Origin of the sequence: Mesorhizobium sp. M8A.F.Ca.ET.218.01.1.1 (assembly GCF_004791165.1) — a bacterium.
Classification (GTDB): Bacteria; Pseudomonadota; Alphaproteobacteria; order Rhizobiales; family Rhizobiaceae; genus Mesorhizobium.
On sequence record NZ_SRUZ01000012.1, the window covers coordinates 36,869 to 59,612 of the forward strand.

The following is a 22,744-nucleotide window of genomic DNA, read 5'->3' on the forward strand; positions in this document are numbered from 1 at the left end:
AGTCGCCGATGACGAAACAAGATTCCGTCCCGATGAACGACCTCAAGCGGCTGTATCAACGATACCAGGTCGAAATTGAACGTGAAGTAACAAGCACACTGCGCTCCGGATGGTGGCTCAATGGCGCGATGGGCAAGAAATTCGCCGCCAACTTCGCAGGCTTCATCGGCGTCTCGGATTGCGTCCTTGTGGCCAACGGAACGGACGCTCTCGAACTGGCCTTGGCCGCGGCTGTCGGGCGCAATGGCGCTCGGGGACGCGAAGTCATCACGGCTGCCAATGCCGGCGGCTACGCAAGTTGCGCCTGCTGGCACAACGACCTTGTCCCCCACTATGTCGACATCGATGCAGCCAGCCAGTTGATCAGCGTTTCATCGGTGCTGGCCGCGGCCAGCACGGACACCGCCGCCATCGTCGTCACGCATCTTTATGGCGGCGGCGTCGATGTCGGCGCCCTCAAAAGCGCACTTGCCGAGGCCGGCCTCTCACATATTCCGATCGTGGAGGATTGTGCGCAGGCACATGGCGCACGCATCGGCGGGCGCGTGGCGGGTTCGCTCGCGGACGTGTCCACTTTCAGCTTCTACCCAACCAAGAATCTCGGCGCGGCGGGTGATGGCGGCGCTATTTTGACGTCCGACCCGGCGATTGCCGAACATGTGCGGCGGCTGCAGCAATATGGCTGGGTGTCAAAATATCATGTCGGCGTACCCCATGGCCGCAACTCCCGCATGGATGAGGTCCAGGCGGCCGTTCTCGATGTCCTTCTGCGTGATCTGGGCGATAGAAACGAACGACGCCGTGCTATTCTGGGCCGCTACAAGTCGGCCGCCAGGCGGCGGTTGCAATTCGTGGAAGGCGGTGACGGCGCGGTCGCGCATCTTGCCGTCGCCTTGTGCGACGAGCGCGATGCGTTCAGGATTTTCATGAAGGAGCATGGCGTCGATACCGAGATCCATTACCCCGTCCTTGACTGCGATCAGGTCGGCTGGGCAGGACTGCCGATGAAAGGAACCGAAGATCTGGTGGTCTCACGGGCCAGCGTCAACCGTCTCTGCACCGTGCCGTGCTATCCCGACATGACGTATGACGAGGTCGGCCAAGTCTGTCTGGCACTCGCCCAATGGGAGGCAATGTGACGACACGCTCGATCGTTTTTCCGATCTACCGCAATCAGGCGAATATCCCCTCCCTGATGCAGGCGGTCGCCAATTTTCATGCCAGGTATGAGGGCGATATCGAGTTCGTCTTTGTCATCGATGGTTCGCCGGATGAATCGGGGCCCTTGCTTCTCAATGCGCTGAAGACCTCTGGCTTCGACTACAAGATCATCTTTCACAGCCGGAATTTCGGCTCTTTCACCGCCATTCGAACCGGTCTCGAACATGCTTCTGGCGAGCATGTCGCCGCCATGGCCGCCGACCTGCAGGAGCCGCCGGAACTGATCGTGGAGTTCTTCTCGATCCTGGAGAAGGATGGCGCCGACGTCGTATTCGGGCGCAGGACGGGTCGCAATGATCCGCCGATAACGCGGGTTTTGTCGAAGGCGTTCTGGGCGGCCTACCGCAGGCTCGTCCTGCCCAGCATGCCGAGCGGTGGGGTCGATATTTTTGCTTGCAACCGCCAGGTGCTGGAAGCGATCCTGTCCATCGAGGAGCCCAACAGCTCGCTTGTCGTGCAATTGTTCTGGGTCGGCTTCAGGCGGGAATTCGTGCCCTATCGCCGCCGCGAACGAGAGCACGGGACGAGTGCCTGGAGCATGGCCCGTCGGTTCAGATACATGATGGACAGCATCTTTTCGTTCTCCGATTTCCCAATAATTCTGACCCTTTGGGTGGGTTTCGCGGGCTGCCTGCTCAGCCTGCTGTTTGCAGCCGTTACCGTCGTGGCGCGGTTGCTCGGCAACATTGACGCAGCCGGCTACACAACACTGGTGCTGCTGATCGTGGGCTTCGGATCGGCCAGTCTGATGGTCCAGGGCATTCTGGGCTGCTATCTCTGGCGGGCGGTTGAAAACACCAAGTCACGGCCCCTGAGAGTGATCAGCCGCGTCGTCGAGGGGACATCGAAATGACCGACAGGGCATTTTTTGTTCATGAGCAGGGCATCTGCGAAAGTCCGCATATCGGCCAGGGAACACGTATCTGGGCGTTTGCCCATGTTCTGCCGGGCGCCGTGATCGGGGCGGACTGCAACATTTGTGATCATGTTTTCATCGAGAACGACGTGGTGATCGGCAATGACGTGACCATAAAGAGCGGCGTTCAATTGTGGGACGGCCTCCGCCTTGGGAACCGCGTGTTCGTCGGCCCAAACGCGACATTCACCAATGATCGTTTCCCGCGCTCGAAAGAGTATCCCGAGGCATTTCTTCTGACGACGGTCGAGGACGGCGCATCAATAGGCGCCAATGCGACAATCCTGCCAGGCATAGTCATCGGGCGTCAGGCGATGATCGGCGCAGGCGCGGTGGTGACCAAGAATGTTCCCGCCAATGCCGTGGTGGTCGGAAATCCAGCCATCATCATCGGCTACCAGACCGGTCCGCAAATCCAGCCGACGGTGACGCAGACATTCCCCGATATGCCCGGCGAAAGAATGCCGCTTGGCATCGGCGGCAGCGAACTCTGGAGGCTGCCGCATTTTGGCGACCTGCGCGGCGAGATCGCACCGCTGGAGTTCGGTTCGAACCTGCCCTTCAAACCGGCGCGCTCCTTTCTGGTCTACGGTGTGCCTTCCGACAAGGTCAGGGGCGAGCACGCACATCGCGAATGCCATCAATTCCTGATCGCGGCCCATGGGCGGCTTTCCGTTGTCCTCGACAACGGCCATGACAGAAAAGAGGTTTCTCTGGCCGAACCGTCGATCGGGCTCTACATGCCGCCGGGCATCTGGGGAATCCAGTACAAATTCCAGCCGGACACGGTCCTGCTGGTCATGGCTTCGCATCACTATGATGCGGGTGACTACATCAGGGACTATACGGATTTCCTCAGCGTAGTCGGACAGGACGGCCGTTGACCGAATGCGCGCAGACGCTGTCCGCTTCCTCGTCGCCGGTGGTCTCAACACAGCCTTCACCAGCCTCATCTATTTTGCCGCCCTCGCTGTCCTGCCTTCAGGTCTTTCCTATGCCATTGCCTGGCTGACAGGTCTGTTGTTCGTCATGGTGCTCTATCCGAAACGCGTTTTCCCAGGCGGCCGCACCGCCCTTGCGGACCGGCTGGCGATGGGCGGCCTGGTGGTCGTCGTGTTCCTGATCGGATTGGCAAGCCTTCATTTTCTACGAGACATCCTCGAAAACGCGCTGGCCGCATACCTCGCCACCCTCGCCATCACGACGAGTCTCAATTTCCTGGCCTCTCGATGGATACTTCGCAGAGCGCTCTGATCGAAGTTGTCTCGGCAGCATTTCGACCCCCCACATCATGACGACCGAATGGAACATCACATAGCGGGAGCAGGTTGCCGCAACGGCGCCAGCCTGCTGCTCTGAATTGTCCCGGATGAGCCGCGAGCGTGAAATCCCAACAACCCTCATTGTCATCGGACAGCCATGCTTCACCGAGCTTGCCTGGACCATCCGCGGGCAAGCAAAGGTGAATCAGCAGCTGAACATGGAATGGTGCCCCTAGCCGGGATCGAACCAGCACTCCTTGCGGAACTCGATTTTGAGTCGAGCGCGTCTACCAATTCCGCCATAGGGGCTCAGGCCGGGCGGCCTGGATGGGCGCGGACTATACGGTCGGAGGCCTGTTCGTCAACTGGCCTGTTGCAGATTTGCCGATGTCGGCGGGCTTGAACCCGCGCCTTACGATTCCGTAAACAGCGCTGCCATTGTGCGGCACGGAAAATCTTTCTAGACAGGCTCGCGTTCAAATGTCCGCGAAAGCGATGGCTGCGGCGCTTTAGGCCCTTGTCTCATGCATGCCGGTATCCGAGAACCGCAGCACGCACGATATCCACTAGGAGAGCCGATGCTTCGCGGACTGTACGACTGGACCTTGTCACTGGCGGCCCGCAAATCCGCCGAATGGTGGCTGGCCTTCATCGCTTTCGTCGAAAGCTCGGTATTCCTGGTGCCGGCCGATGTGCTCTATCTGCCGATGGCATTGTCGCGGCCGGACCGGGCCTATCGCTATGCCTTCATCGCCACCGTCGCTTCGGTGCTGGGCGGCATTGCGGGCTGGTTCATCGGCCACTACGCCTATGACGCGGTGGCGCGGCCTATCCTCGAATTCTACGGCAAGTATGACGAGTTCGAACAGTTGCGCTCCTCCGCGGGCGTAAGCATCGAGTTCATCGCCCTGATGCTGGTCACCTCGGGTGCGGCGCATCTGCCGCCGATCAAGGTGGTGACGATCCTGTCCGGCGCCCTGGGCGTCAACCTGGCGCTGTTCATCGTGCTGGCGATCATCGCGCGTGGCGGCCGCTTCCTGCTCCTGGCGTGGCTTTTGCGCCGCTATGGCGAGCCAATCCGCGAATTCATCGAAAAGCGCCTGGGCCTGATCGCCGGCGCCGCCGCGGTTGCCCTGATTTTGCTCTATATCCTGATCAAATACGCCCTCTGAAGCATCTCTCTCGAATCGCGTAACGGTTTCGCGAAAGCGGCAGGCGGACCTGCGGGCGGCGAACACAACGGACGATAGAACCATGACAGCGACCATGAATGCCGATACCGGACGCCAGCGGACACGCGCTGCCCTGTTTCTCGCGGTCGCGATGGCCGCGACCGTTGGCTCGGCGCTCGGCTTCCAGCACATTGGCGGCTACATCCCCTGCCATCTCTGTCTGGAACAGCGCACGCCATACTACATCGGCGTGCCCTTGATGGTGCTGGCGGTGATCGCATCGATGCTGCGCGCACCGGCATGGGTGGCGCGCGGTCTGCTGGCCATCGGCGGCCTCTTGATGCTCTACGGCCTTTATCTTGGCGTCTATCACTCCGGCGTCGAATGGGCCTGGTGGCAGGGTCCGGCCGATTGCACGGCGGGCGCCGGCCCGGTCGACACCGGCGGCAAAGGCGTGCTCGACGCGCTCGACAAATTCGTGCCGCCCTCTTGCGACAAGGCGGCGCTGCGCATCCTTGGCCTGTCACTGGCCGGCTGGAACGCCATCGCCAGCTTGATCCTCGCCGCCATCGCCTTCCGCGGCGCATTTTCCCGCGACTGAACCAGCGCGACGCAGAGTTCGTCCAGAAATTCGGCAGGCCCAGAAATTCGGCGGGCTGAGTCGGATCGCGCGGCTCTCGAGAACCGGAGCGGAGCGTGCTTAAGTACGTGAGCGCCGGAAGCGCAGAAAGCTGCGTCAGGCGGCCAGCCTTCCGGATTCTCGAAAACTCAAGGCTCCAGTTCGACGTCCCAGTAGAGATAATCCATCCAGCTTTCATGCAGATGGTTGGGCGGGAACAGCCGGCCGTTGTTGTGCAGATCATGCACCGTCGGCTGGTAGGGCTTCTGCAGAGGAAACATCTTGGCATGCGCCGGCATCATGCCGCCCTTCCTCAGATTGCAAGGCGAACAGGCGGCGACGACGTTCTCCCATGTCGTCGCGCCGCCGCGATGACGGGGGATGACGTGGTCGAAGGTCAGGTCCTCGGGCGTGCCGCAATACTGGCACTGGAAGCGGTCGCGCAGGAAGACGTTGAAGCGGGTGAACGCCGGGTGCCTCGACGGCTTCACATAGGCCTTCAGGCTGACCACGCTCGGCAGCTTCATCGAGAAGGTCGGCGAGGACACCGCATGCTCGTATTCGGCGACGATGTTCACCCGGTCGAGGAATACCGCCTTGATGGCGTCCTGCCAGGACCAGAGCGACAAGGGGTAATAGCTGAGCGGACGGTAATCCGCATTCAGCACCAGCGCTGGAAGCCCATCCGGAGATACGGCAACCGTCACCTTGTTGACCTCCTTGGTTCGCACATGATCCCGAAAATCGAATTCGACTTTCGGAAAGGGTCACGTGCTGCTTCAAAAGCCCGACCGTTCGGCGCGGATACTGTAAGCCTGACATGACAGGGATGTGAAGCGGATTGTCGCGGGCGCGGCGTGCCAAAAACACATGATTTTTATGCTTTTTTGCGGATTCAGGCCGGCGGTGCGGCGTCTCGGCCCCTGGTTTCGCGATAATAGGACCAGAAAAGCCGCGATGCGACACCTCGCCACGGGCTCCATGATTCGGCCAAGGCGATCAGTGTTTTCTCAGGCGGGCGCGGGTCGATGCCGAGCGCGTGGCCGACGGCGCTCTGCAGGGCGACGTCACGCGCCGGGAAAATATCGGGGTGTCCGGCGGCAAACAACAGATACACTTCCGCCGTCCAGGGGCCGATACCAGGCACCGCTGTCATTGCCGCGATCGCTTCCCCGGCGTCGAGCGAACAGAGATGATGCAGGTCGAGGCCGTCGGCCACCGCTTGGGCGACCGCGACAAGACCACGCTGCTTGGGCCGCGACAGACCGGCCTCGCGAAACATGTCCTCGCCGGCGGCAAGGATAGCCCGCGGCGTTAGCGGATCGACCAGTTTCGTCAGCCGGCCGAAGATGGCATCGGCACTCGCCCGGGAAACTTGCTGCGACACGATGATCGAGGCGAGGCTCCTGAACCCGGGCTCCGAAAGCCTGAGCGGCACCTCGCCGGCCATGCCGCGCACTTTTTCCAGGCGCGGATCGATGATGCAAAGCGCATCCAGCCCCCGCTCAACGTCGTCCAGTGTCGCGATGCGCTGCATGGTATCCTTGTCCGCGAATGTGCCGCAAAGTAGCAACCGCCAAAACCGCAGCACAACCCGATTGCCGCCCGAGACATGACGCTCCTGACATTCCGCTTCGCGCCCAGCCCCAATGGCGAACTGCATCTGGGCCACGCCTATTCGGCGTTGCTCAACCAGAAGCTCGCAAAGGCGTCAGGCGGCCGTCTGCTGCTGCGCATCGAGGATATCGACACCACACGCTGCACGCCGGAGTTCGAGGCGGGCATGCTTGCCGACCTGAAATGGCTGGGGCTTGGCTGGCAAGAGCCCGTGCGCCGCCAGTCCGAGCATTTCGCGGAATACCGGACGGTGCTCGAGCGCCTGATCCGCGAGGAACTGGTCTATCCCGCCTTCATGAGCCGTGGCGAGATCAGGGCTTTCATCGCCGACAGCGAAATGCGCGGGCGCGACTGGCCGCGCGATCCCGACGGTGTGCCGCTCTATCCGCCAGCCGACAAGGCATTGCCGATGAAGGAACGCAGGCGGCGGATTGCCGAGAATACACCCTTCGCCTGGCGGCTGGACGTCGGCGCCGCCATGGCGCGTGCCGGCAAGGACCTCGCATGGGCCGAATTCACCGATGAGACGCTATCCGCGACGCACCTGGTCGAGGCCCGTCCGCAGGACTGGGGCGACGTGATCGTGGCGCGCCGCGACATCCCGACCAGCTACCACCTCGCCGTCATCGTCGACGACGCGCTGCAAGGCGTCAGCCATGTCGTGCGCGGACAGGACCTGTTTTCCGCGACCGGCGTGCAGCGACTGCTTCAGGAGATTCTGGGATTGCAGCCACCCGCCTATTTCCACCATCGGCTGGTCCTAGGGCCGGACGGGCGAAAACTGTCGAAGAGCCTCAGGGATGCCGGCCTTGCCGCCTTGCGTGATGCCGGCGCTTCGCCGGACGATGTCAGGCGGACGATCGGGCTCTGAGCCCAGCAATCCTTGGGAGACACCTTTTGAGCCCTTCACCCGTTGAATTCCGGTGATGTATGGATCAACGGTTTGGTTTTGCGCGCCAGGTTGAACAGGGTTAGAGCATCGCCACGGTCAATTCTCACCAGTACGGCGGTCTCCGGAAAAATGCACAGCATCAAGCGGTTCATCCCCGCCACCTTCGTTGTCTTGTGGGCAACCGGCTTCATCGGCGCCCGCTACGCCATGCCGTGGGCGGAGCCATTCACCTTCCTCGCGGCGCGTTTCGTCATAGCCGCCATCCTGCTGGCAGTGCTGATGCTTGTGCTGGGCTCGAAGCGAGCCACCCGCGAGGAGGCGCTGCATGCCACCGGTGCCGGCGTGCTGATGCATGGCGTCTATCTCGGCGCCGTCTTCTGGGCCATCCACAGGGGTATGCCCGCCGGATTTTCGGCCCTTATCGTCGGCTTGCAGCCGCTGATCACTGCGGTGCTTGCCGGCAAGTTCCTGGGCGAGGCCATCCTGCCGCGCCACTGGCTTGGCCTTGGCATCGGCCTGGTCGGCATCGTCATTGTGCTGTGGCCAAAACTCGGCGCGCTCGGCGGCGGCGTAACGGTGGCGACGCTGACCGCCTCGCTGGTCTCGGTGCTCGGCATGAGCGCCGGAACCATCTGGCAGAAGCGCTTTGCCTCCGGCGGCGACCTCGTCGCGGCCACCATGTGGCAATATATCGGCGGCGCCTCGCTGATGATCGTGGCCGCGCTCGCCTTCGAAACGCACGCCGTCGTCATCAACGGCGAACTGATCTTCGCCATGGCCTGGTTGGTGCTGGTGCTGTCGCTCGGCGCAATCTTCCTGTTGATGGTGATGATCCGCGACGGTGAGATGTCGAAAGTGGCGTCGTTGTTCTACCTTGTGCCGGCGGTGACGGCCATCATCGCCTGGGCTCTGTTCAACGAACAACTCAACGCACTTCAGATCGCCGGCATGGCGATCACCACCTTTGGCGTGGGCCTGGCAACGGCGCGACCGGCCAGGGGAGGAATTGAGGAATTGCAGAACTGAGGAATTGAAGAATTGAAGAAGAAGTGCACGGCGCCGGATATGGCGCCTTTTTCTCCAATTCCTCAGTTCTTCAACTCCTCAATTCCTCATTCCTTCAATTCCTCCGTTCTTCAATTCCGCCGGTCAACCCACCCGGGCACGCGCCTCCAGATAGCGGCTGATCGCGGCGTTGAGCTCGCCGCCGAGGATGAAGATCGCCGAGACGATGTAGAGGAAAACCACCGCGATCATGATCGAGGCGAGACCGGCATAGGTCGTCACATAGGACGAGAAATGGTCGAGATAGGTGGCAAACATCGTCGAGCCGATAAGCCATGCCGCCAGCGTGAAGATGATGCCCGGCACCAGCGAGACGAAACGGCGCTTGCCGGCCGGCAGCCAGTAGTGAACGGCGAAGAGCCCGCCGATGATGACGGTCGAGGCAATGACGTAACGCCACAGCGTGATCGTGCCCGTATAGGGTTTGATCCACTCGAAATGGGCTTCAGCCAGCCGCGCCAACAGGGGCGCGAACACCAGAAGCACGCTGATCGCCAGGAACCCGGCGGTCGCGATCAGCACGAAGAAGATGCTCTGCACCCGGCGGTAGATGATGCCGCGCGTCTCGGTGACCCGATAAGCGCGATTGAGCGACGTGCGCAGCGCCTCGATGCCGTTCGAGGCGAAATAGGCGGCAAGCAGCACGCCATAGGTCAACAGGTCGCTGCGCCTGACGGTCAGCACGTTGAGCACTTCATGCGCGATCGGTTTGGCGATCTGCTCGGGCCACGTGTCGAAGACCAGATGCACCGCCGTGTCGGCAAAGGCCTGGGCGCCGAGGAAGCTGCCCAGCGTCGTGGCGAAGATCAGGAACGGAAACAGCGCCATCAGCGAGGTGATCGCCAGATGGCTGGCCATCGCCCAGCCGTCATCGGTGTTGAAATGGCCGAGCGCGTCGTAGAGCACGCGACGCAGGGCGACAATATTCCGCAGCAAGAACGCGCGCTCCCTTCGATTGTCTCGACGCCGCGAATATGGGAAGGGAATGCGGCAAATGGCAACCCTTCGTCAAACTCCGAATTCTCCAGCGGCAGAGTTGCGCACCATCATCGTCACCGGTGCGTCTTCCGGCATAGGCGCCTATTGCGCCCGCGCATTGAAGGCCGAGGGCTGGCGGGTGTTCGCGACGGCGCGCAAGCCGCAAGACATCGCCGCGCTCGAAGCGGACGGAATTGAGGCTTTCTATCTCGACTACACGGAACCGGGATCCATCGCCGCCCTGGCATCGGCCGTACTCGAGCGCACCGGCGGCAAGCTCGATGCCCTGTTCAACAACGGCGCTTACGCCCAGGCCGGCGCCGTCGAGGATCTGTCCGTTGCGGCGCTCAAAGAGCAGTTCGAGGCCAATTTCTTCGGCTGGCACGACCTGACCCGCCGTCTGGTTCCGGTGATGCGCCGCCAGGGCCACGGCCGCCTCGTCCATTGCTCGTCGATCCTGGGTCTCGTGCCGGTGCGCTTCCGTGGCGCCTATTCGGCATCCAAGCACGCCTTGGAAGCCTTGATGCTCTGCCAGCGCCAGGAACTAACCGGCAGCGGCATCCATGTCTCGCTGATCGAGCCGGGGCCGGTGAAATCGAAGATCGCCAGCAATGGCTTGCCCTGGTTCCTCAGGAATATCGATCACGAGAATTCCGTGCATCGCGCCGACTATGCCGCGCAGCTGGAGCGCATGCGCGCCGGCGGCAGCCAATCGGCCCTGAAGCCCGGGCCGGAAGTGGTCCACAAGGCGCTTCGCCATGCACTTCTGTCGCGGCACCCGCGCCCACACTATGTGGTAACAATGTCGGCCAGGATCGGGGCCGTGCTCAAACGCATCCTGCCGGCCCCAATGCTCCACCGCCTGCTTGCCAGGCGCGCCTGAACAAGCAGAGAACTGGAAACGCAAAAAATGGCCACCGTCTTCAACATCCTTGCCATTCTGGTCATGGCCGCCGTGGTGGTCGTGCTGATCAGGGGCCTCATCAACATGATGCGCGGCGGCTCCGGCGTGACGTCCAACAACCTGATGCAGGCCCGCGTTCTGCTGCAGGCCGTGGCGCTGGCGCTGATCCTGCTGGCCGTGTATTTCACCCGCAAGTAAGGGCCTTTCGGAGGCGATGTGGTCAAGCTCAACAAGATCTACACCCGCACCGGAGACGACGGCACAACCGGCCTCGGCACGGGCGAGCGGCGGCTGAAATCCGATCTCCGGGTGGACGCCTATGGCACGGTAGACGAAGCCAATGCCTGTATCGGCATGGCCCGCGTGCATACCGCACAGAGCCATCAGGCGATCGACGCCATGCTTGGTCGCATCCAGAACGACCTTTTCGACCTCGGCGCCGACCTCGCCGTGCCTGATGACGGCAAGCCGCTCGGCTACGAGCCGCTGCGCATCGTTGCCGCCCAGACCGACCGTGTCGAGCACGACATCGACCTCCTCAACAAAGACCTCCAGCCGCTGAAATCCTTCGTGCTGAACGGCGGCACGCCGGCGGCGGCCGCCCTCCATCTCGCCCGCACCGTGGCCAGGCGAGCCGAGCGGCTGATGGTGGCCCTGGCGCAGGACCCGGCCGAACACGTCAATCGCGACGGGCTGAAGTACATCAACCGCGTCTCGGATTTCCTGTTTGTCGCCGCTCGGGTGGTCAATGACAATGGAAATGCCGACGTGCTATGGGTTCCCGGCAAGAACCGCTGAAACGGACCGGAGGGCGGGAGGGGCCGACGACCGATGTTCATCCCGCTTTACGACACCAACAGGCTGCGCCATATCAGGCTGCAATATGTAACGATCGGGCTGATCGTCGCCAACGCCGTGATCTATTGCGCCACGGCGCTCGGCGGCAAGGACTTCACCAATGCCGCCGTGCTTGGCCTCGGCTTCATCCCCTCCGTCGTTCACGACACGGCCGAACTCGATCCCCGCTTTGTCATCATCCCCGAGAGCCTGAGCTACCTCACCTACTCTTTCCTGCACGCCGACATTTTCCATCTCGGCGGCAACATGCTGTTCCTTTGGGTGTTCGGCGACAATGTCGAGGACGCGCTCGGCCATATCAGATACCTGATCTTCTATTTCCTGTGCGCCATCGCCGGAGCCGCTTTCCAGGGGCTCATCGCCTGGGATTCACAAGTGCCCCTAATCGGCGCCTCGGGCGCCATTGCGGGCGTGGTCGTCGCCTACCTGATCCTCTATCCCAGGGTGAAGGTGTGGGTGCTTGCCTTTGCCCGCATCCCTTTGCGCATTCCAGCCTTCATCCCGCTCATACTGTGGGTGGCGTTCCAGGTCGTCATGTTCGCGGCCGGCGGCGAGGATCGGATCTCCTGGGCCTGCCACATCGGCGGCATCATTGCCGGCGCGGTCCTGGTGCTGGTCCTGCGCAGTCGCGGCGTGCCGCTGTTTGCCCCCGCCGACGAGGATGCCGTGGTTCCGACCCCCGAACAGCCGCCGGCCGTTGGCGAACCAGCGACGCCCCAAACGTCCGCCACCACGGCGCGCTGGGGCCGGGGAAACCCTTCTGGCCCAAACTGAACCGATTTGAGCAGCTTCCAGCGTATTGACGGCAAGGGTTGCCACAATTACGGAAACGTCTCCGTCGCAGCCCAAGGCGGGCAAAGACCAGAATTTCCATCCGGCCAGAATTCCGTCTGGCCGGAATTCAGTCAGGAATGTCGGCTTTCGACAACTCAGAAAGGGCGCAGGCTGCTATAGCGCGCCCAACTAGCGTGAAGAGGTGACAGGCAAATGAAGATCCTTGTGCCCGTGAAGCGGGTTGTGGACGCGAATGTGAAGGTTCGCGTGAAGGCCGATGGTTCGGCTGTGGAACTCGCCAACGTCAAGATGGCGATGAACCCGTTCGACGAGATCGCGGTCGAGGAAGCGATCCGGATCAAGGAAGCCGGCAAGGCCGAGGAGATCATCGTCGTGTCGATCGGCCCGCAGCAGGCGCAGGAAACACTGCGCACCGCGCTCGCCATGGGCGCCGACCGCGCCATCCTGGTCAAGACCGACGAGCAGACCGAGCCGCTCGGTGTCGCCAAGGTGCTGAAGGGCGTGGTCGATGCGGAGAAGCCAGGCCTTGTCATTCTCGGCAAGCAGGCGATCGACGACGATTCCAACCAGACCGGCCAGATGCTGGCCGCCCTGCTTGGCTGGGCCCAGGGCACCTTCGCCTCCAAGGTCGTGCTCGAAGGCGACAAGGCCAAGGTGACGCGGGAGGTCGACGGCGGCTTGCAGACGGTGGAGCTGAAGCTGCCGATGATCGTCACCGCCGACCTTCGCCTCAACCAGCCGCGCTATGCCTCGCTGCCCAACATCATGAAGGCCAAGAAGAAGCCGCTGGACGAGAAGAGCCCGGCCGACTACGGCGCCGACGTCAAGCCGCGCCTAAAGGTCATCAAGACCGAGGAGCCGGGTGGCCGCAAGGCCGGCGTCAAGGTCAAGAGCGTCGCCGAGCTGGTCGACAAGCTCAAGAACGAAGCCGGCGTTTTGTAAGCGATCGGGAAAGGAACAGATAAAATGGCAATTCTCCTCATCGCCGAACACGACAACGCCACGCTTTCCGACCAGACCGCCAAGGCGCTTTCGGCCGCCCTGCAAATCGGCTCGGACGTTCATGTGCTGGTGGCCGGCAAAGGCGCCAAGGCCGCTGCCGATGCAGCCGCGAAACTGAAGGGCGTCGGCAAGGTGCTGCTCGCCGAGGCCGACGAACTCGCCGAGCGCCTGGCCGAGCCGACGGCGGCACTGGTCGTCTCGCTGGCTGGCGCTTACGACACGATCATCGCGCCGGCGACGTCCGCTGGCAAGAACATCGCGCCGCGCGTTGCGGCCCTGCTCGATGTTGCGCAGGTTTCCGAGATCATCGAAGTGGTGTCGCCTGACACCTTCAAGCGGCCGATCTACGCCGGTAACGCCATCCAGACGGTACAGTCGACCGATGCAAAGAAGGTGATCACCGTGCGCACCGCTTCCTTCCAGGCGGCACCCGAGGGTGGTTCGGCTTCGGTCGAGACGGTTCATGCGGCGGTCAATCCCGGCCTCTCGACCTTCGTCGAGAACAAGCTGTCGGAGACCGACCGTCCGGAGCTGACCTCGGCCAAGATCATCATCTCTGGCGGCCGCGCGCTCGGTTCCTCGGAAAAATTCCAGGAAGTCATCCTGCCGGTCGCCGACAAGCTCGGTGCCGCCGTCGGTGCTTCCCGCGCCGCCGTCGATGCGGGCTATGCGCCGAACGACTGGCAGGTCGGCCAGACCGGCAAGGTCGTCGCCCCCGATCTCTACATTGCGGTCGGCATCTCCGGCGCCATTCAGCACCTCGCCGGCATGAAGGATAGCAAGGTCATCGTCGCCATCAACAAGGACGAGGAAGCGCCGATCTTCCAGGTTGCCGACTACGGCCTCGTCGGCGATCTCTTCGTCATCCTGCCGGAGTTGCAGAAGGCGCTTTGACGCTTCCGCGCAACCGTATTAAATTACGAGGGGTGGGGTAGACGAAGTCGCCCCACCCTTTTAGTTTGCACCGCACAATAAGCAGGCCACAAGGCTGAGAGCAATTCCAGCGGCAGTGCGCAGGGGTTTTTGCGCCGGGAATTGCGGGAAAACAAAGAGATGGGGCGGTTCGCGATTGTGGCGAAAAACGCTCCGGACGGGATCGGGTAATGAGCAAGATCGAGACGATCGGCATCATTGGTGCGGGCCAGATGGGTGGCGGCATCGCCCACGTCTCCGCGCTTTCGGGCTACAAGGTGCTGATCTACGATATATCGCCCGACCGTATCGAGAAGGGCATCGCCACCATCAGCGGCAACATGGCCCGTCAGGTGGGGTCCGGCAAGCTCGACGAGAAACTCCGCAACCAGGCCATGGCACGCATCGCGTCGGCACCGGCGATGGCCGATCTTGCCGGCGCCGATCTGGTGATCGAGGCAGCGACCGAGGACGAAACCGTCAAGCGCAAGATCTATGCGCAGCTCTGCCCGCAGCTCAACCCCGAAGCGATCCTGGCGACCAACACCTCGTCGATTTCGATCACAAGGCTGGCCGCGCAGACCGACCGGCCGGAGCGCTTCATCGGCATTCATTTCATGAACCCGGTTCCGCTGATGAAGCTGGTCGAACTGGTGCGCGGCATCGCCACCGAGGACCAGACCTTCGAGGCGGCGAAGACCTATGTGAAGCAGCTCGACAAGACGATCACGGTCTCGGAGGATTTCCCGGCCTTCATCGTCAACCGCATCCTTCTGCCGATGATCAACGAGGCGATCTACACCCTCTATGAGGGCGTCGGATCGGTCGATGCCATCGACACCGCCATGCGGCTCGGCGCCAACCATCCGATGGGACCACTGCAGCTTGCCGATTTCATCGGCCTCGACACCTGCCTGTCGATCATGCAGGTGCTGCATGACGGCCTGTCGGATTCGAAGTATCGCCCCTGCCCGCTGCTGGTCAAATATGTCGAGGCCGGTTGGCTCGGCCGCAAGACCGGACGCGGCTTCTACGACTATCGCGGCGAGCACCCCGTTCCGACACGCTGACGCGTCCGCTCACGAGGCCGCGGCGAGCGGCTTGGGCGGTTCTGACCTGTCGTCGCCGATCTTGCCGTCCGGCGCCACGGAAACGCATCCGCGGCCGGCTGCCTTGGCCGCATAGCAGGCGGCGTCGGCCCTTGCGATGATCTCGTCGACTTCGCCGCAATTGGCGCAGATCGCCGTCAGCCCGATGCTGGCGCCGATCGCGTGCGGCCGGCCATCCCAGGTGAAGTTCAGGCCGGCTATCGCATCGATGATGGAGCGCGCCGCGATCCTCGCGCCGGGTGCGGAACCCGACTTCAGGATGACAGCGAATTCGTCGCCGCCCAGGCGCGCGACGATGTCTTCAGGACCAAGCACGCCGCGCACCGCCTCGGCGACCCGCTTCAGCAGGGCGTCTCCCGCAGCGTGACCGCCCGTGTCGTTGACCAGCTTGAAATGGTCAAGGTCGATGAACATGAACTGATGGTGGCCCCCAGCCGTCGTGCCGTCCTTGCGTGCCTGATCGACCAGTCCCTCCATGGCGCGGATGAAGCTCGAGCGGTTGGCAAGCCCGGTCAGCGCATCATGGGCGGCGGCATGGGCAAGCTGGCGCTGCAGGGCGCGCGCATCGGTGAAATCCTGGAAGACGATCACCAGACCGCCGAATTCGTTGCGTTCGTTGATGATCGGCGACACGACCTGGCGGATGCTGCAGCGTGTGTCGTCGCGACGGATGAGGACCGCGCGGCTGTTCTGGTCGGAGCGCGCCTCTTCGCCTGTCGCCGGCCGCGTCATGCCGATCCTGTGGCCCGTCTCCTCGTCGACAGCCCAGTAGACATGGCTCAGCGTCTTGCCCAGCGCGTCGTCGCTGGAAACGCCGGTCAGCTTTTCGGCCACCGGATTCATGAAGGTGACGCGGTTCGCGGCATCGGTGCAGATGACCGCATCGCCGATCGATTGCAGCGTCACCTTAAGCCGCTCCTTCTCGTCGGCCAGCATCGCCGCCGCGACGATGAGCCGTTCTTCGGCCTGCTTGCGCAAGGTGATGTCGGTCAAGCTGCCGATCGCTCTGACCAGCTGTCCGTCGGCATCGCGCTCGATTGCCTTGCCACGGTCGAGGATCCAGATCCAGCGGCCGTCCTTGTGGCGCATCCTGAACTCGGCCTCGAAGAATTCCGTCTGGCCGTCGAGATGGGCGCGATCGGCCTCCGCGACCGTGGCGCGGTCGTCTGGATGGATCATCGTCAGCCAGCGGTCGGGGTCGCCATCGAGCTCGCCATCCCCATAGCCCAGCATCTTGACCCAGGTGGCGGAATAGGTCGTGCCCCCCTTGCGCATGTCGAAATCCCAGACACCTTGACCGGCGCCGGCGAGCGCGAAGTTCCAGCGCGTTTCGGCCTCGGTGATGCGCGCTTCGGCCTGCTTGCGCGCGTCGATATCCTCGATCTGCGAGACGAGATAAAGCGGGCGCCCACTCCTCCCATCGCGAATGACGGAGCCGGCAAGATTAGCCCAGACGGGTGTACCGTCCTTCTTGAGATAACGCTTCTCGAAGTGGAAAGTATCGACGGTGCCCGCCCTCAGGCCGGCCATCGTTTCGCGTCCGATCTGCAGATCGTCGGGATGCGTGATCTGGAAGAAGGTCAACGCCTCGATTTCCTCGCGGCTGTAGCCAAGCATGGTGGCGAAGGCGGGGTTGGTCTGGAGAATACGCCCGTCGAGGCTGACGATGGCGATGCCGATGGCCGAGTCCTCCATGGCCCGGCGGAACCGCTGCTCGCTCTCCGTGATCTGCCGTCGATCCTCCGAGATTCGACCGATGAACAGATAGGCCAGGAAAAGCGCGCAGACCGTCACGGCGACCGATATTTGAAGGCAAAGTCTGAGTGCTTCCGCGCCGAGGTCCAGCCTTGACGGCACAAGCGAGGCGGCCACCACGGCAAGACCGGCCACAAGCAGCGCCAGCGCCGCATGCTTGTACCGTCCCGGCCCGATGATACTTCGCAATGTCACGATTTATGCCACCCCCGTGGGCAATCGCTTTTTTTCCATCGAAACCCTGAAGGATCGATTTTAAGGAAAGGTTGCGTCCGGGGCATCGGCGATATGGACAACCGGCAAACAATTGCCGGCATGATTAAGGATCGGTATTCACGGGGTCTGGGCGCGGTATCCTGCTACCAACGCACGAAAAACCGACCGCCGAGCGCGCCAAGCAAGGCAAGGGCCGCGATGGCGAGCGTGTACCAGGTGGCAACGAAAAGCGGCGAATCGTCGAAGCAGTGCGCCGCATAGAAAGTCGCCGCCAGCCCGCCGGCAAGCAGCCCCGCGGCCGCGCCGGCAAGCACCGGCCGTGTCGGCGCGCCATAGCGCAGCATCCACAGGAAGATGGCCAGCGGACCGATGCCGATCAGCGGGATGAAGGTCATGCAGATCATCATGTTCGAACCGATCATGCGCGTGCCCCACAGCGCCTGCGGTACCATGAAGAGCTCCAGCACCACGGCCACCGCGACCAGCAGCGGCGCGGCGATCATCGCCGCCATTGCCCGGCCTGTCGCCGCACCCGGAGTCGACAGGGCTCGGATCAGGGCGAAGGCGCTGATGGCGAGCACGATGGTGAAAACAAACTTGGACAGGAAGCGCATCGTGTGCGCGGCAACCATGAAGTCGGGGCGCGGCCCGATCGTCATCATGAAAACAGCGGCCGCGACGACGACGGCCGCGCCGGCCGCCAGCCACCAGGCCAGGCGCAACGGCATCGCCTTGCTGCGGGCATCGGCGTCGAGCGCCTTGATGAGATCGTCGGTCTTCATGTCATTCCCGTCCGAACCGCCCCTGTCCGAATCGCTTGGCTATGGCGGCAAGTCCCCGATGCAGCGATACACGCACCGCCGTCTCGCTGATGCCGAACTTCGCCGCCGTCTCGCCGATCGAGCGACCCTCCACGGACACGGCCGAAACCACGGAACGCTGTGCCGGCGGCAGGCCGTCGAGCGCCCGGTTGATGTCGCGTTCGCTGACCGTATCGGTCTCCGGCTCGGCAAAAGTCTCGGCGATGTCGTCGACATCGATCTCGATGCGCCGTCCGCGCCGCCGGAACGCGTCGATCAGCTTGAAACGGGCAATCGCATAGACCCAGGGCAGGACCGGCGCGTCCTGGCGCCAGGTGTGTCGCTTCAGATGAATTGCCAGCAAGGTTTCCTGCACGACGTCCTCGGGATCGACCCCGCCCTGCACGATCTTGCGCCTGACAAAGCCGCGGATGAGCGCGGCAATCCGGTGGAGAAAGTCGGCATAGGCCTTTTCATCTCCCGCGATCGCGGCCCGCATCAGCCGGGAAAGCTCGGCCTCGTCTTTGCCGCTCACAAGAGTTCACTCCCCGATCTTCGCGCCTCGGCACTGGTTTGTTACGTGGCCGGCGAAATAATGTCCAAGCCAAACTACGGGCAAATCACGAAAGTTTGCGGGACGGTCCGCGAAATTCCCTGATGGGTTCTCTGGTTCCCAGCCCAGGCGCGAGGAACAGCGCGGACCAAGCTTTGTTGACGTAGGGTAAACCCTTCTGTAGCGTCAAAGGATCGGAGGGCGGCCGAAATGGATTTCATTGAACGCATTTTTGGATTTTCTCCCGACAATGGCTCGGGAACTTTCGAGGGCAGCCTTGTCATTGCAGCCATAGTCCTTGTCGCTGCCATCTACTTCTACCGGAGACAGAGATCACTGAAGAAATAGCCGCTGGAAAATCGGCGGGGACACGTCCGCCAGGAAAAACATTACCGTTGCGTCCTCTCAGCGTGGGAAACACGACATGGCAGGATCTCTGGTCAACCACATCAGAACCGCGGCCCTGCTGTTGTTCGCCGCCGAATTCTGGAAGCGTCTTGCCACCGGGCTGAAAGTGCTGTTTGCGACGATTCGCATGCTGCTATGCCGGCTGGCCAAGGGCCAGCGGCTGCCAAGCCCGGCGCAGAACGATTGCTGTATCCAGCTGCCGCCCGACATCTACAAGCGCGCCGATCCTCTTCTTTATGCCCAGTACTATCTGATGGCGCAGGGCCTCGCGGTCACCTGGGACAATCCCGACATCGACATTTTCGACGGCGCCGCGCCAGTCACCGGCGCGCTCCAGCCAGCACACACATATCGCGTTCGCGTGCGTGTCTGGAACGGGTCTTACGACGCCCCGGCCATCGGCGTCGGAGTGGCGCTGTCCTACCTGTCCTTCGGCGCACAGACCGTTTCCCGTCCGATCGCCAGCACCGCCGTCAATCTCGGGGCCAAGGGCACGATCGATTGCCCTGCCTATGCCGAGTTCAGTTGGACCACGCCCGCCACCAGCGGCCACTATTGCCTGCAGGCACAGCTCTCCTGGGGCGATGACGCCAACCCCGGCAACAACCTAGGCCAGAAGAACGTCAACATTGCCGAGATGCGCTCACCGGCAAGGTTCGTCTTCAGCGTACGCAACGAGGCCTCGGTCGTCCGGCGTTTCCAGATCGAGGCGGACTGCTACGGCCTGCCGAAGCTGCAGCCATGTGCCCCGCCACGCGGCCAAGGTCGGGGCGAGAGCACCGACACCCCGCAGCCGCGGCTCGCCGAGAGCAAGGCACGCTGGGCCAGGGCCCTCGAGGACCAGGCCTATGGCCGGTTTCCCATCCCGGACGACTGGTCGGTCAGGATCGTTCCAAGAACGCTTTCACTGCAGCCGCGCCAGATCACCGAGATCGCCGTCGAGATCGAAGCGAAGGACGCCGCCTTCCGTGGCTCGAAGGCCTTCAATGTCCATGTGTTCACGATCGGCGAAAGCGGATCGCGCACCATGACCGGCGGTGTGACGCTCACCGCCACGAAAGGCTGAGGCGTTCCGATGGCCTACAGGCACTATACGAGCTGCTTCCTCTATCCCGCCGGTGGCAAGCCCTACAACGAGGACGACCGGCTGGCTTTCCTCGCCGGCCAGGCGCTGCAGATCATCGTCATCACCGGGCTGGCAGCCGCCTTCGGGTTGCTGCTGGGGCCGGTCGGTGCGGCACTTGCCGCGGCAATCGCATTTCTGGCGTCCGCCACCGCCACGATCGACAAGGCCGCCGGGGAATGGCTCAACCATCGCCTGGTCTGCCTCGACAAGGACAATCCGAAATGCGCGGTCGGCATCGTCTCCTACAATCCGTTCCGCAGCGATCTCGGCGCCTTCGACAACGACCAGTATTTCGACGTCATCCTGATGCCGCATCCGACGGCCGAGATCCTCAACGCCGAGACCAACGAGGCGGCTTTGGCGGCCGCCAATCGCTACAATGCCGACGGCAGCGTCGTCGCGGAATTCGCCGCCAGCATCGCGGCCCATCCGGCCAACGACATTCTCAATGACGGCTTTCAGGGTCATGAGCTGCTGTTGCCGCGCGATGATCTTAAGACCGACCTCGGCTACGCACCCGCCGACGACCATGCCCGCTGGGGCCTGCACTGCGAAGCAGAGGGCGACTTCTGGATCAAGATGCGCCAATGGGCACCGGCCATCGTCATCCTGCTGACGGCGGCTCTGGTCGTCACGGCGGCCGCGGCGGCCGCCGGCGCCGGTGTCGGGGCGGCCGTCGGCTGCGCCATAGGGTCGTTCTTCCTGGGTGCGCTGGGCTGCGCCATCGGCTCGTTCCTGGGAGGATTGCTCGGAGCGGCAATTGGCGGCGCGATCGGCGGCGCGGCGTCCTACTTCGGCGGGGTCAAGCCGGTCCTGCAGGGGCTGTTCAACTGGAACCCCGGCAATGTCGAGGACGCCAATGTCGGCGACAAGGCGCTCGGCCCGATCAGGATGGGCGATCATGTCGCCGTCCTCGGCGAACATGTCTATGACGGCTATCACCAGGGCTGGCACGAGTTTCATCCGCTGATGGCGGTGGTCAAGTTCGATGCGGCCGCCGGTGTCGACGCAAAACACTATCTTCAGTGGAACCCGGACTTTCCCGACATGGGCACAGTCCCGCCCAAACCGCCGGGCGAGGCCACGGACCTCACCGCGCAGGATATGCGTGACGGCCTCGGCAGCGCCGCGTTCAGGACACGCTGCGAGAATTTGCGCAGAACCTGGTGCGCCATGCTGAACGACGCGTTCGATCCGGAGACCAAACGAACACAGCAGGGCCTGGATCAGCGCTGGACCATTCATCCCATGGTCGATGGCTGCATTCCGCAGGAGCAGCCACCGGCACCGCATATCGGGTGATGTCAAATGCGTCCGACACGCGAAACCGTGATGATGCCGATTGGCTTTCAATCTTGACTAACCCATTCATGAATTGATACTCGGACGCACCCGCAGTGCGGGCAACCCGAGGAGTACCTTATGAAATCCCCCCTTCTTGCCCTGGCCAGCGTAGCGGTGCTTGCAATCAGCCTGGCCGCCGGTCCGGCAACGGCCGAAGATGCCGGCATCATCGTCTATAATGCCCAGCATGAAAGCCTGACCAAGGAATGGGCCGAAGGGTTCACCAAGGAAACCGGTATCAAGGTCACCTTGCGAAACGGCGGCGACAGCGACTTCTCCAACCAGATCGTCTCCGAAGGCGCCGCCTCGCCCGCCGACGTGTTTTTGACGGAGAATTCGCCGGCCATGGCGCTGGTGGAGAATGCCGGCCTGTTCGCGCCGGTCGACGCCGGCACGCTGGCTCAGGTCCCGCAGGACTATCAGGCGGCCAGCGGCAAATGGGTGGGCGTGGCCGCGCGCAGCACCGTTTTTGCCTACAACACGACCAAGCTCAAGCCCGACCAGTTGCCCAAGTCGATGCTCGATCTCGCCGATCCGAGCTGGAAAGGCCGCTGGGCGGCTTCGCCTTCCGGCGCCGATTTCCAGGCCATCGTCAGCGCGCTGCTGCAACTCAAGGGCGAGGCCGCCACGGCCGACTGGCTGAAGGCGATGAAGGAGAATTTCACCGCCTACAAGGGCAACAGCACGGTGATGAAGGCGGTCAATGCCGGCGAGATCGAAGGCGGCGTGATCTACCACTATTACTACTTTGGCGATCAGGCCAAGACCGGCGAAAACTCCAAGAACGTCGCGCTGCACTATTTCAAGAACCAGGATCCGGGCGCTTTCGTGTCGGTTTCCGGCGGCGGCGTGCTGGCTTCGAGCAAGCACCAGAAGGAAGCCCAGGCCTTCCTGAAATGGGTGACCGGCCAGGGTGGCCAGGACGTGCTGAAGAAAGGAACCTCCTTCGAATATGCGGTCGGCAAGGGCGCCCAGTCCAATCCGAAGCTGGTGCCTCTGGCCGACCTGCAGGCACCGAAGGTCGATGCCACGACGCTCAACTCCAAGAAGGTCACCGACCTGATGACGGCAGCCGGCTTGCTTTAGTTGGCGTTCGTCCTAATAAGAACGCCGGACCGTGCTCCCGCGGACTCTCTTTCCGCGGGAGCGTTTTGTTTTTCGAGATTGCATTCGTCGATGACGACACGTTGCCTATCCGACCGCGACCGTGGTCCTTCAAT

General features: G+C 62.8%; 24 protein-coding genes and 1 tRNA gene. 18 read left to right on the forward strand and 7 right to left on the reverse strand.

All coding sequences use genetic code 11. The features are described from left to right. The first annotated feature begins 32 nt into the window (after positions 1-32). Genes EN861_RS31655 through EN861_RS31670 form a run of 4 tightly spaced genes read left to right on the forward strand, consistent with a single transcriptional unit; the run spans position 33 to position 3,391 of the window. The gene (locus EN861_RS31655) at positions 33-1,139 is read left to right on the forward strand and encodes a DegT/DnrJ/EryC1/StrS family aminotransferase (protein WP_189343783.1); all 1,107 of its coding nucleotides are present in this window, start codon (positions 33-35) and stop codon (positions 1,137-1,139) included. Then, positions 1,136-2,074: a glycosyltransferase family 2 protein gene (locus tag EN861_RS31660; RefSeq protein ID WP_210235203.1), complete on the forward strand. Its 939-nt coding sequence runs from the start codon at positions 1,136-1,138 to the stop codon at positions 2,072-2,074. The genes EN861_RS31655 and EN861_RS31660 overlap by 4 nt, the downstream gene beginning before the upstream one ends. Then, a complete protein-coding gene (locus EN861_RS31665; RefSeq protein ID WP_127872274.1) occupies positions 2,071-3,021 on the forward strand; it encodes a WxcM-like domain-containing protein in 951 nt (316 codons plus the stop codon). The genes EN861_RS31660 and EN861_RS31665 overlap by 4 nt, the downstream gene beginning before the upstream one ends. 4 nt (positions 3,022-3,025) lie before the next feature. Next, positions 3,026-3,391 carry a GtrA family protein gene (locus EN861_RS31670; protein ID WP_135867532.1) on the forward strand — a complete coding sequence of 122 codons (366 nt, stop codon included), beginning with the start codon at positions 3,026-3,028 and terminating at the stop codon, positions 3,389-3,391. A gap of 232 nt (positions 3,392-3,623) precedes the next feature. On the opposite strand, the gene EN861_RS31675 is transcribed toward EN861_RS31670, so the two are convergent. Then, positions 3,624-3,708: transfer RNA gene (locus EN861_RS31675), tRNA-Leu, on the reverse strand. A 269-nt stretch (positions 3,709-3,977) separates the two neighbouring features. Between EN861_RS31675 and EN861_RS31680 the strand changes: the two genes are divergently transcribed. Both EN861_RS31680 and EN861_RS31685 read left to right on the forward strand, forming a co-directional pair. Beyond that, positions 3,978-4,571 carry a YqaA family protein gene (locus EN861_RS31680; protein ID WP_135867533.1) on the forward strand — a complete coding sequence of 198 codons (594 nt, stop codon included), beginning with the start codon at positions 3,978-3,980 and terminating at the stop codon, positions 4,569-4,571. 82 nt (positions 4,572-4,653) lie between these two features. Then, the gene (locus tag EN861_RS31685) at positions 4,654-5,172 is read left to right on the forward strand and encodes a disulfide bond formation protein B (protein WP_135867534.1); all 519 of its coding nucleotides are present in this window, start codon (positions 4,654-4,656) and stop codon (positions 5,170-5,172) included. 167 nt (positions 5,173-5,339) lie between these two features. Here the strand turns inward: EN861_RS31685 and EN861_RS31690 are convergent, their stop codons facing one another. After that, positions 5,340-5,897: an HNH endonuclease gene (locus EN861_RS31690; protein ID WP_027031236.1), complete on the reverse strand. Its 558-nt coding sequence runs from the start codon at positions 5,895-5,897 to the stop codon at positions 5,340-5,342. A gap of 188 nt (positions 5,898-6,085) precedes the next feature. Beyond that, positions 6,086-6,727 carry a DNA-3-methyladenine glycosylase gene (locus EN861_RS31695; RefSeq protein ID WP_135867535.1) on the reverse strand — a complete coding sequence of 214 codons (642 nt, stop codon included), beginning with the start codon at positions 6,725-6,727 and terminating at the stop codon, positions 6,086-6,088. 75 nt (positions 6,728-6,802) lie between these two features. On the opposite strand from EN861_RS31695, the gene gluQRS reads away from it, so the two are divergent. Both gluQRS and EN861_RS31705 read left to right on the forward strand, forming a co-directional pair. After that, complete coding sequence (gluQRS, locus tag EN861_RS31700) at positions 6,803-7,678, forward strand: tRNA glutamyl-Q(34) synthetase GluQRS (protein WP_135867536.1); 876 nt, start codon at positions 6,803-6,805, stop codon at positions 7,676-7,678. Positions 7,679-7,828: 150 nt separating this feature from the next. Then, positions 7,829-8,725, forward strand: coding sequence for a DMT family transporter (locus EN861_RS31705; protein ID WP_135867537.1), 897 nt, complete (start codon positions 7,829-7,831; stop codon positions 8,723-8,725). Positions 8,726-8,848: 123 nt separating this feature from the next. Here the strand turns inward: EN861_RS31705 and EN861_RS31710 are convergent, their stop codons facing one another. Then, positions 8,849-9,700 (reverse strand): YihY/virulence factor BrkB family protein, encoded by an 852-nt coding sequence (locus tag EN861_RS31710; RefSeq protein WP_127277868.1) that lies wholly within the window; start codon positions 9,698-9,700, stop codon positions 8,849-8,851. Between the two features lie 58 nt (positions 9,701-9,758). Between EN861_RS31710 and EN861_RS31715 the strand changes: the two genes are divergently transcribed. From EN861_RS31715 to EN861_RS31745, 7 genes are all read left to right on the forward strand, one after another. Beyond that, entirely contained in the window at positions 9,759-10,625 is an 867-nt protein-coding gene (locus EN861_RS31715; protein ID WP_127872240.1) for an SDR family oxidoreductase, read from the forward strand. Positions 10,626-10,652: 27 nt separating this feature from the next. Then, on the forward strand, positions 10,653-10,844 hold the full coding sequence (locus EN861_RS31720; protein ID WP_135867538.1) for a twin transmembrane helix small protein: 192 nt from the start codon (positions 10,653-10,655) through the stop codon (positions 10,842-10,844). A gap of 18 nt (positions 10,845-10,862) precedes the next feature. Next, complete coding sequence (locus tag EN861_RS31725) at positions 10,863-11,444, forward strand: cob(I)yrinic acid a,c-diamide adenosyltransferase (protein WP_127277871.1); 582 nt, start codon at positions 10,863-10,865, stop codon at positions 11,442-11,444. A 33-nt stretch (positions 11,445-11,477) separates the two neighbouring features. Beyond that, positions 11,478-12,278, forward strand: coding sequence for a rhomboid family intramembrane serine protease (locus tag EN861_RS31730; RefSeq protein ID WP_127872239.1), 801 nt, complete (start codon positions 11,478-11,480; stop codon positions 12,276-12,278). Positions 12,279-12,491: 213 nt separating this feature from the next. Next, positions 12,492-13,241, forward strand: a complete 750-nt coding sequence (locus EN861_RS31735; protein WP_135867539.1) for an electron transfer flavoprotein subunit beta/FixA family protein — start codon at positions 12,492-12,494, stop codon at positions 13,239-13,241. 24 nt (positions 13,242-13,265) lie between these two features. Beyond that, the gene (locus tag EN861_RS31740) at positions 13,266-14,195 is read left to right on the forward strand and encodes an electron transfer flavoprotein subunit alpha/FixB family protein (protein WP_135867540.1); all 930 of its coding nucleotides are present in this window, start codon (positions 13,266-13,268) and stop codon (positions 14,193-14,195) included. Positions 14,196-14,404: 209 nt separating this feature from the next. After that, complete coding sequence (locus tag EN861_RS31745; protein WP_013892834.1) at positions 14,405-15,283, forward strand: 3-hydroxybutyryl-CoA dehydrogenase; 879 nt, start codon at positions 14,405-14,407, stop codon at positions 15,281-15,283. A gap of 9 nt (positions 15,284-15,292) precedes the next feature. On the opposite strand, the gene EN861_RS31750 is transcribed toward EN861_RS31745, so the two are convergent. From EN861_RS31750 to EN861_RS31760, 3 genes are all read right to left on the reverse strand, one after another. Continuing rightward, a complete protein-coding gene (locus EN861_RS31750) occupies positions 15,293-17,272 on the reverse strand; it encodes a PAS domain S-box protein (protein ID WP_135867541.1) in 1,980 nt (659 codons plus the stop codon). A gap of 164 nt (positions 17,273-17,436) precedes the next feature. Further along, positions 17,437-18,075, reverse strand: a complete 639-nt coding sequence (locus EN861_RS31755) for an NrsF family protein (RefSeq protein WP_135867542.1) — start codon at positions 18,073-18,075, stop codon at positions 17,437-17,439. Position 18,076: 1 nt separating this feature from the next. Continuing rightward, entirely contained in the window at positions 18,077-18,628 is a 552-nt protein-coding gene (locus EN861_RS31760; RefSeq protein ID WP_135867543.1) for a sigma-70 family RNA polymerase sigma factor, read from the reverse strand. 442 nt (positions 18,629-19,070) lie between these two features. Between EN861_RS31760 and EN861_RS31765 the strand changes: the two genes are divergently transcribed. The 3 genes from EN861_RS31765 to EN861_RS31775 all read left to right on the forward strand — a co-directional run bounded on the left by EN861_RS31765 (position 19,071) and on the right by EN861_RS31775 (position 22,610). Further along, positions 19,071-20,120, forward strand: coding sequence for a hypothetical protein (locus EN861_RS31765; RefSeq protein WP_135867544.1), 1,050 nt, complete (start codon positions 19,071-19,073; stop codon positions 20,118-20,120). Positions 20,121-20,129: 9 nt separating this feature from the next. Beyond that, complete coding sequence (locus EN861_RS31770) at positions 20,130-21,482, forward strand: hypothetical protein (protein WP_135867545.1); 1,353 nt, start codon at positions 20,130-20,132, stop codon at positions 21,480-21,482. Positions 21,483-21,602: 120 nt separating this feature from the next. Beyond that, on the forward strand, positions 21,603-22,610 hold the full coding sequence (locus EN861_RS31775; protein ID WP_135867546.1) for an iron ABC transporter substrate-binding protein: 1,008 nt from the start codon (positions 21,603-21,605) through the stop codon (positions 22,608-22,610). Positions 22,611-22,744: the final 134 nt, after the last annotated feature.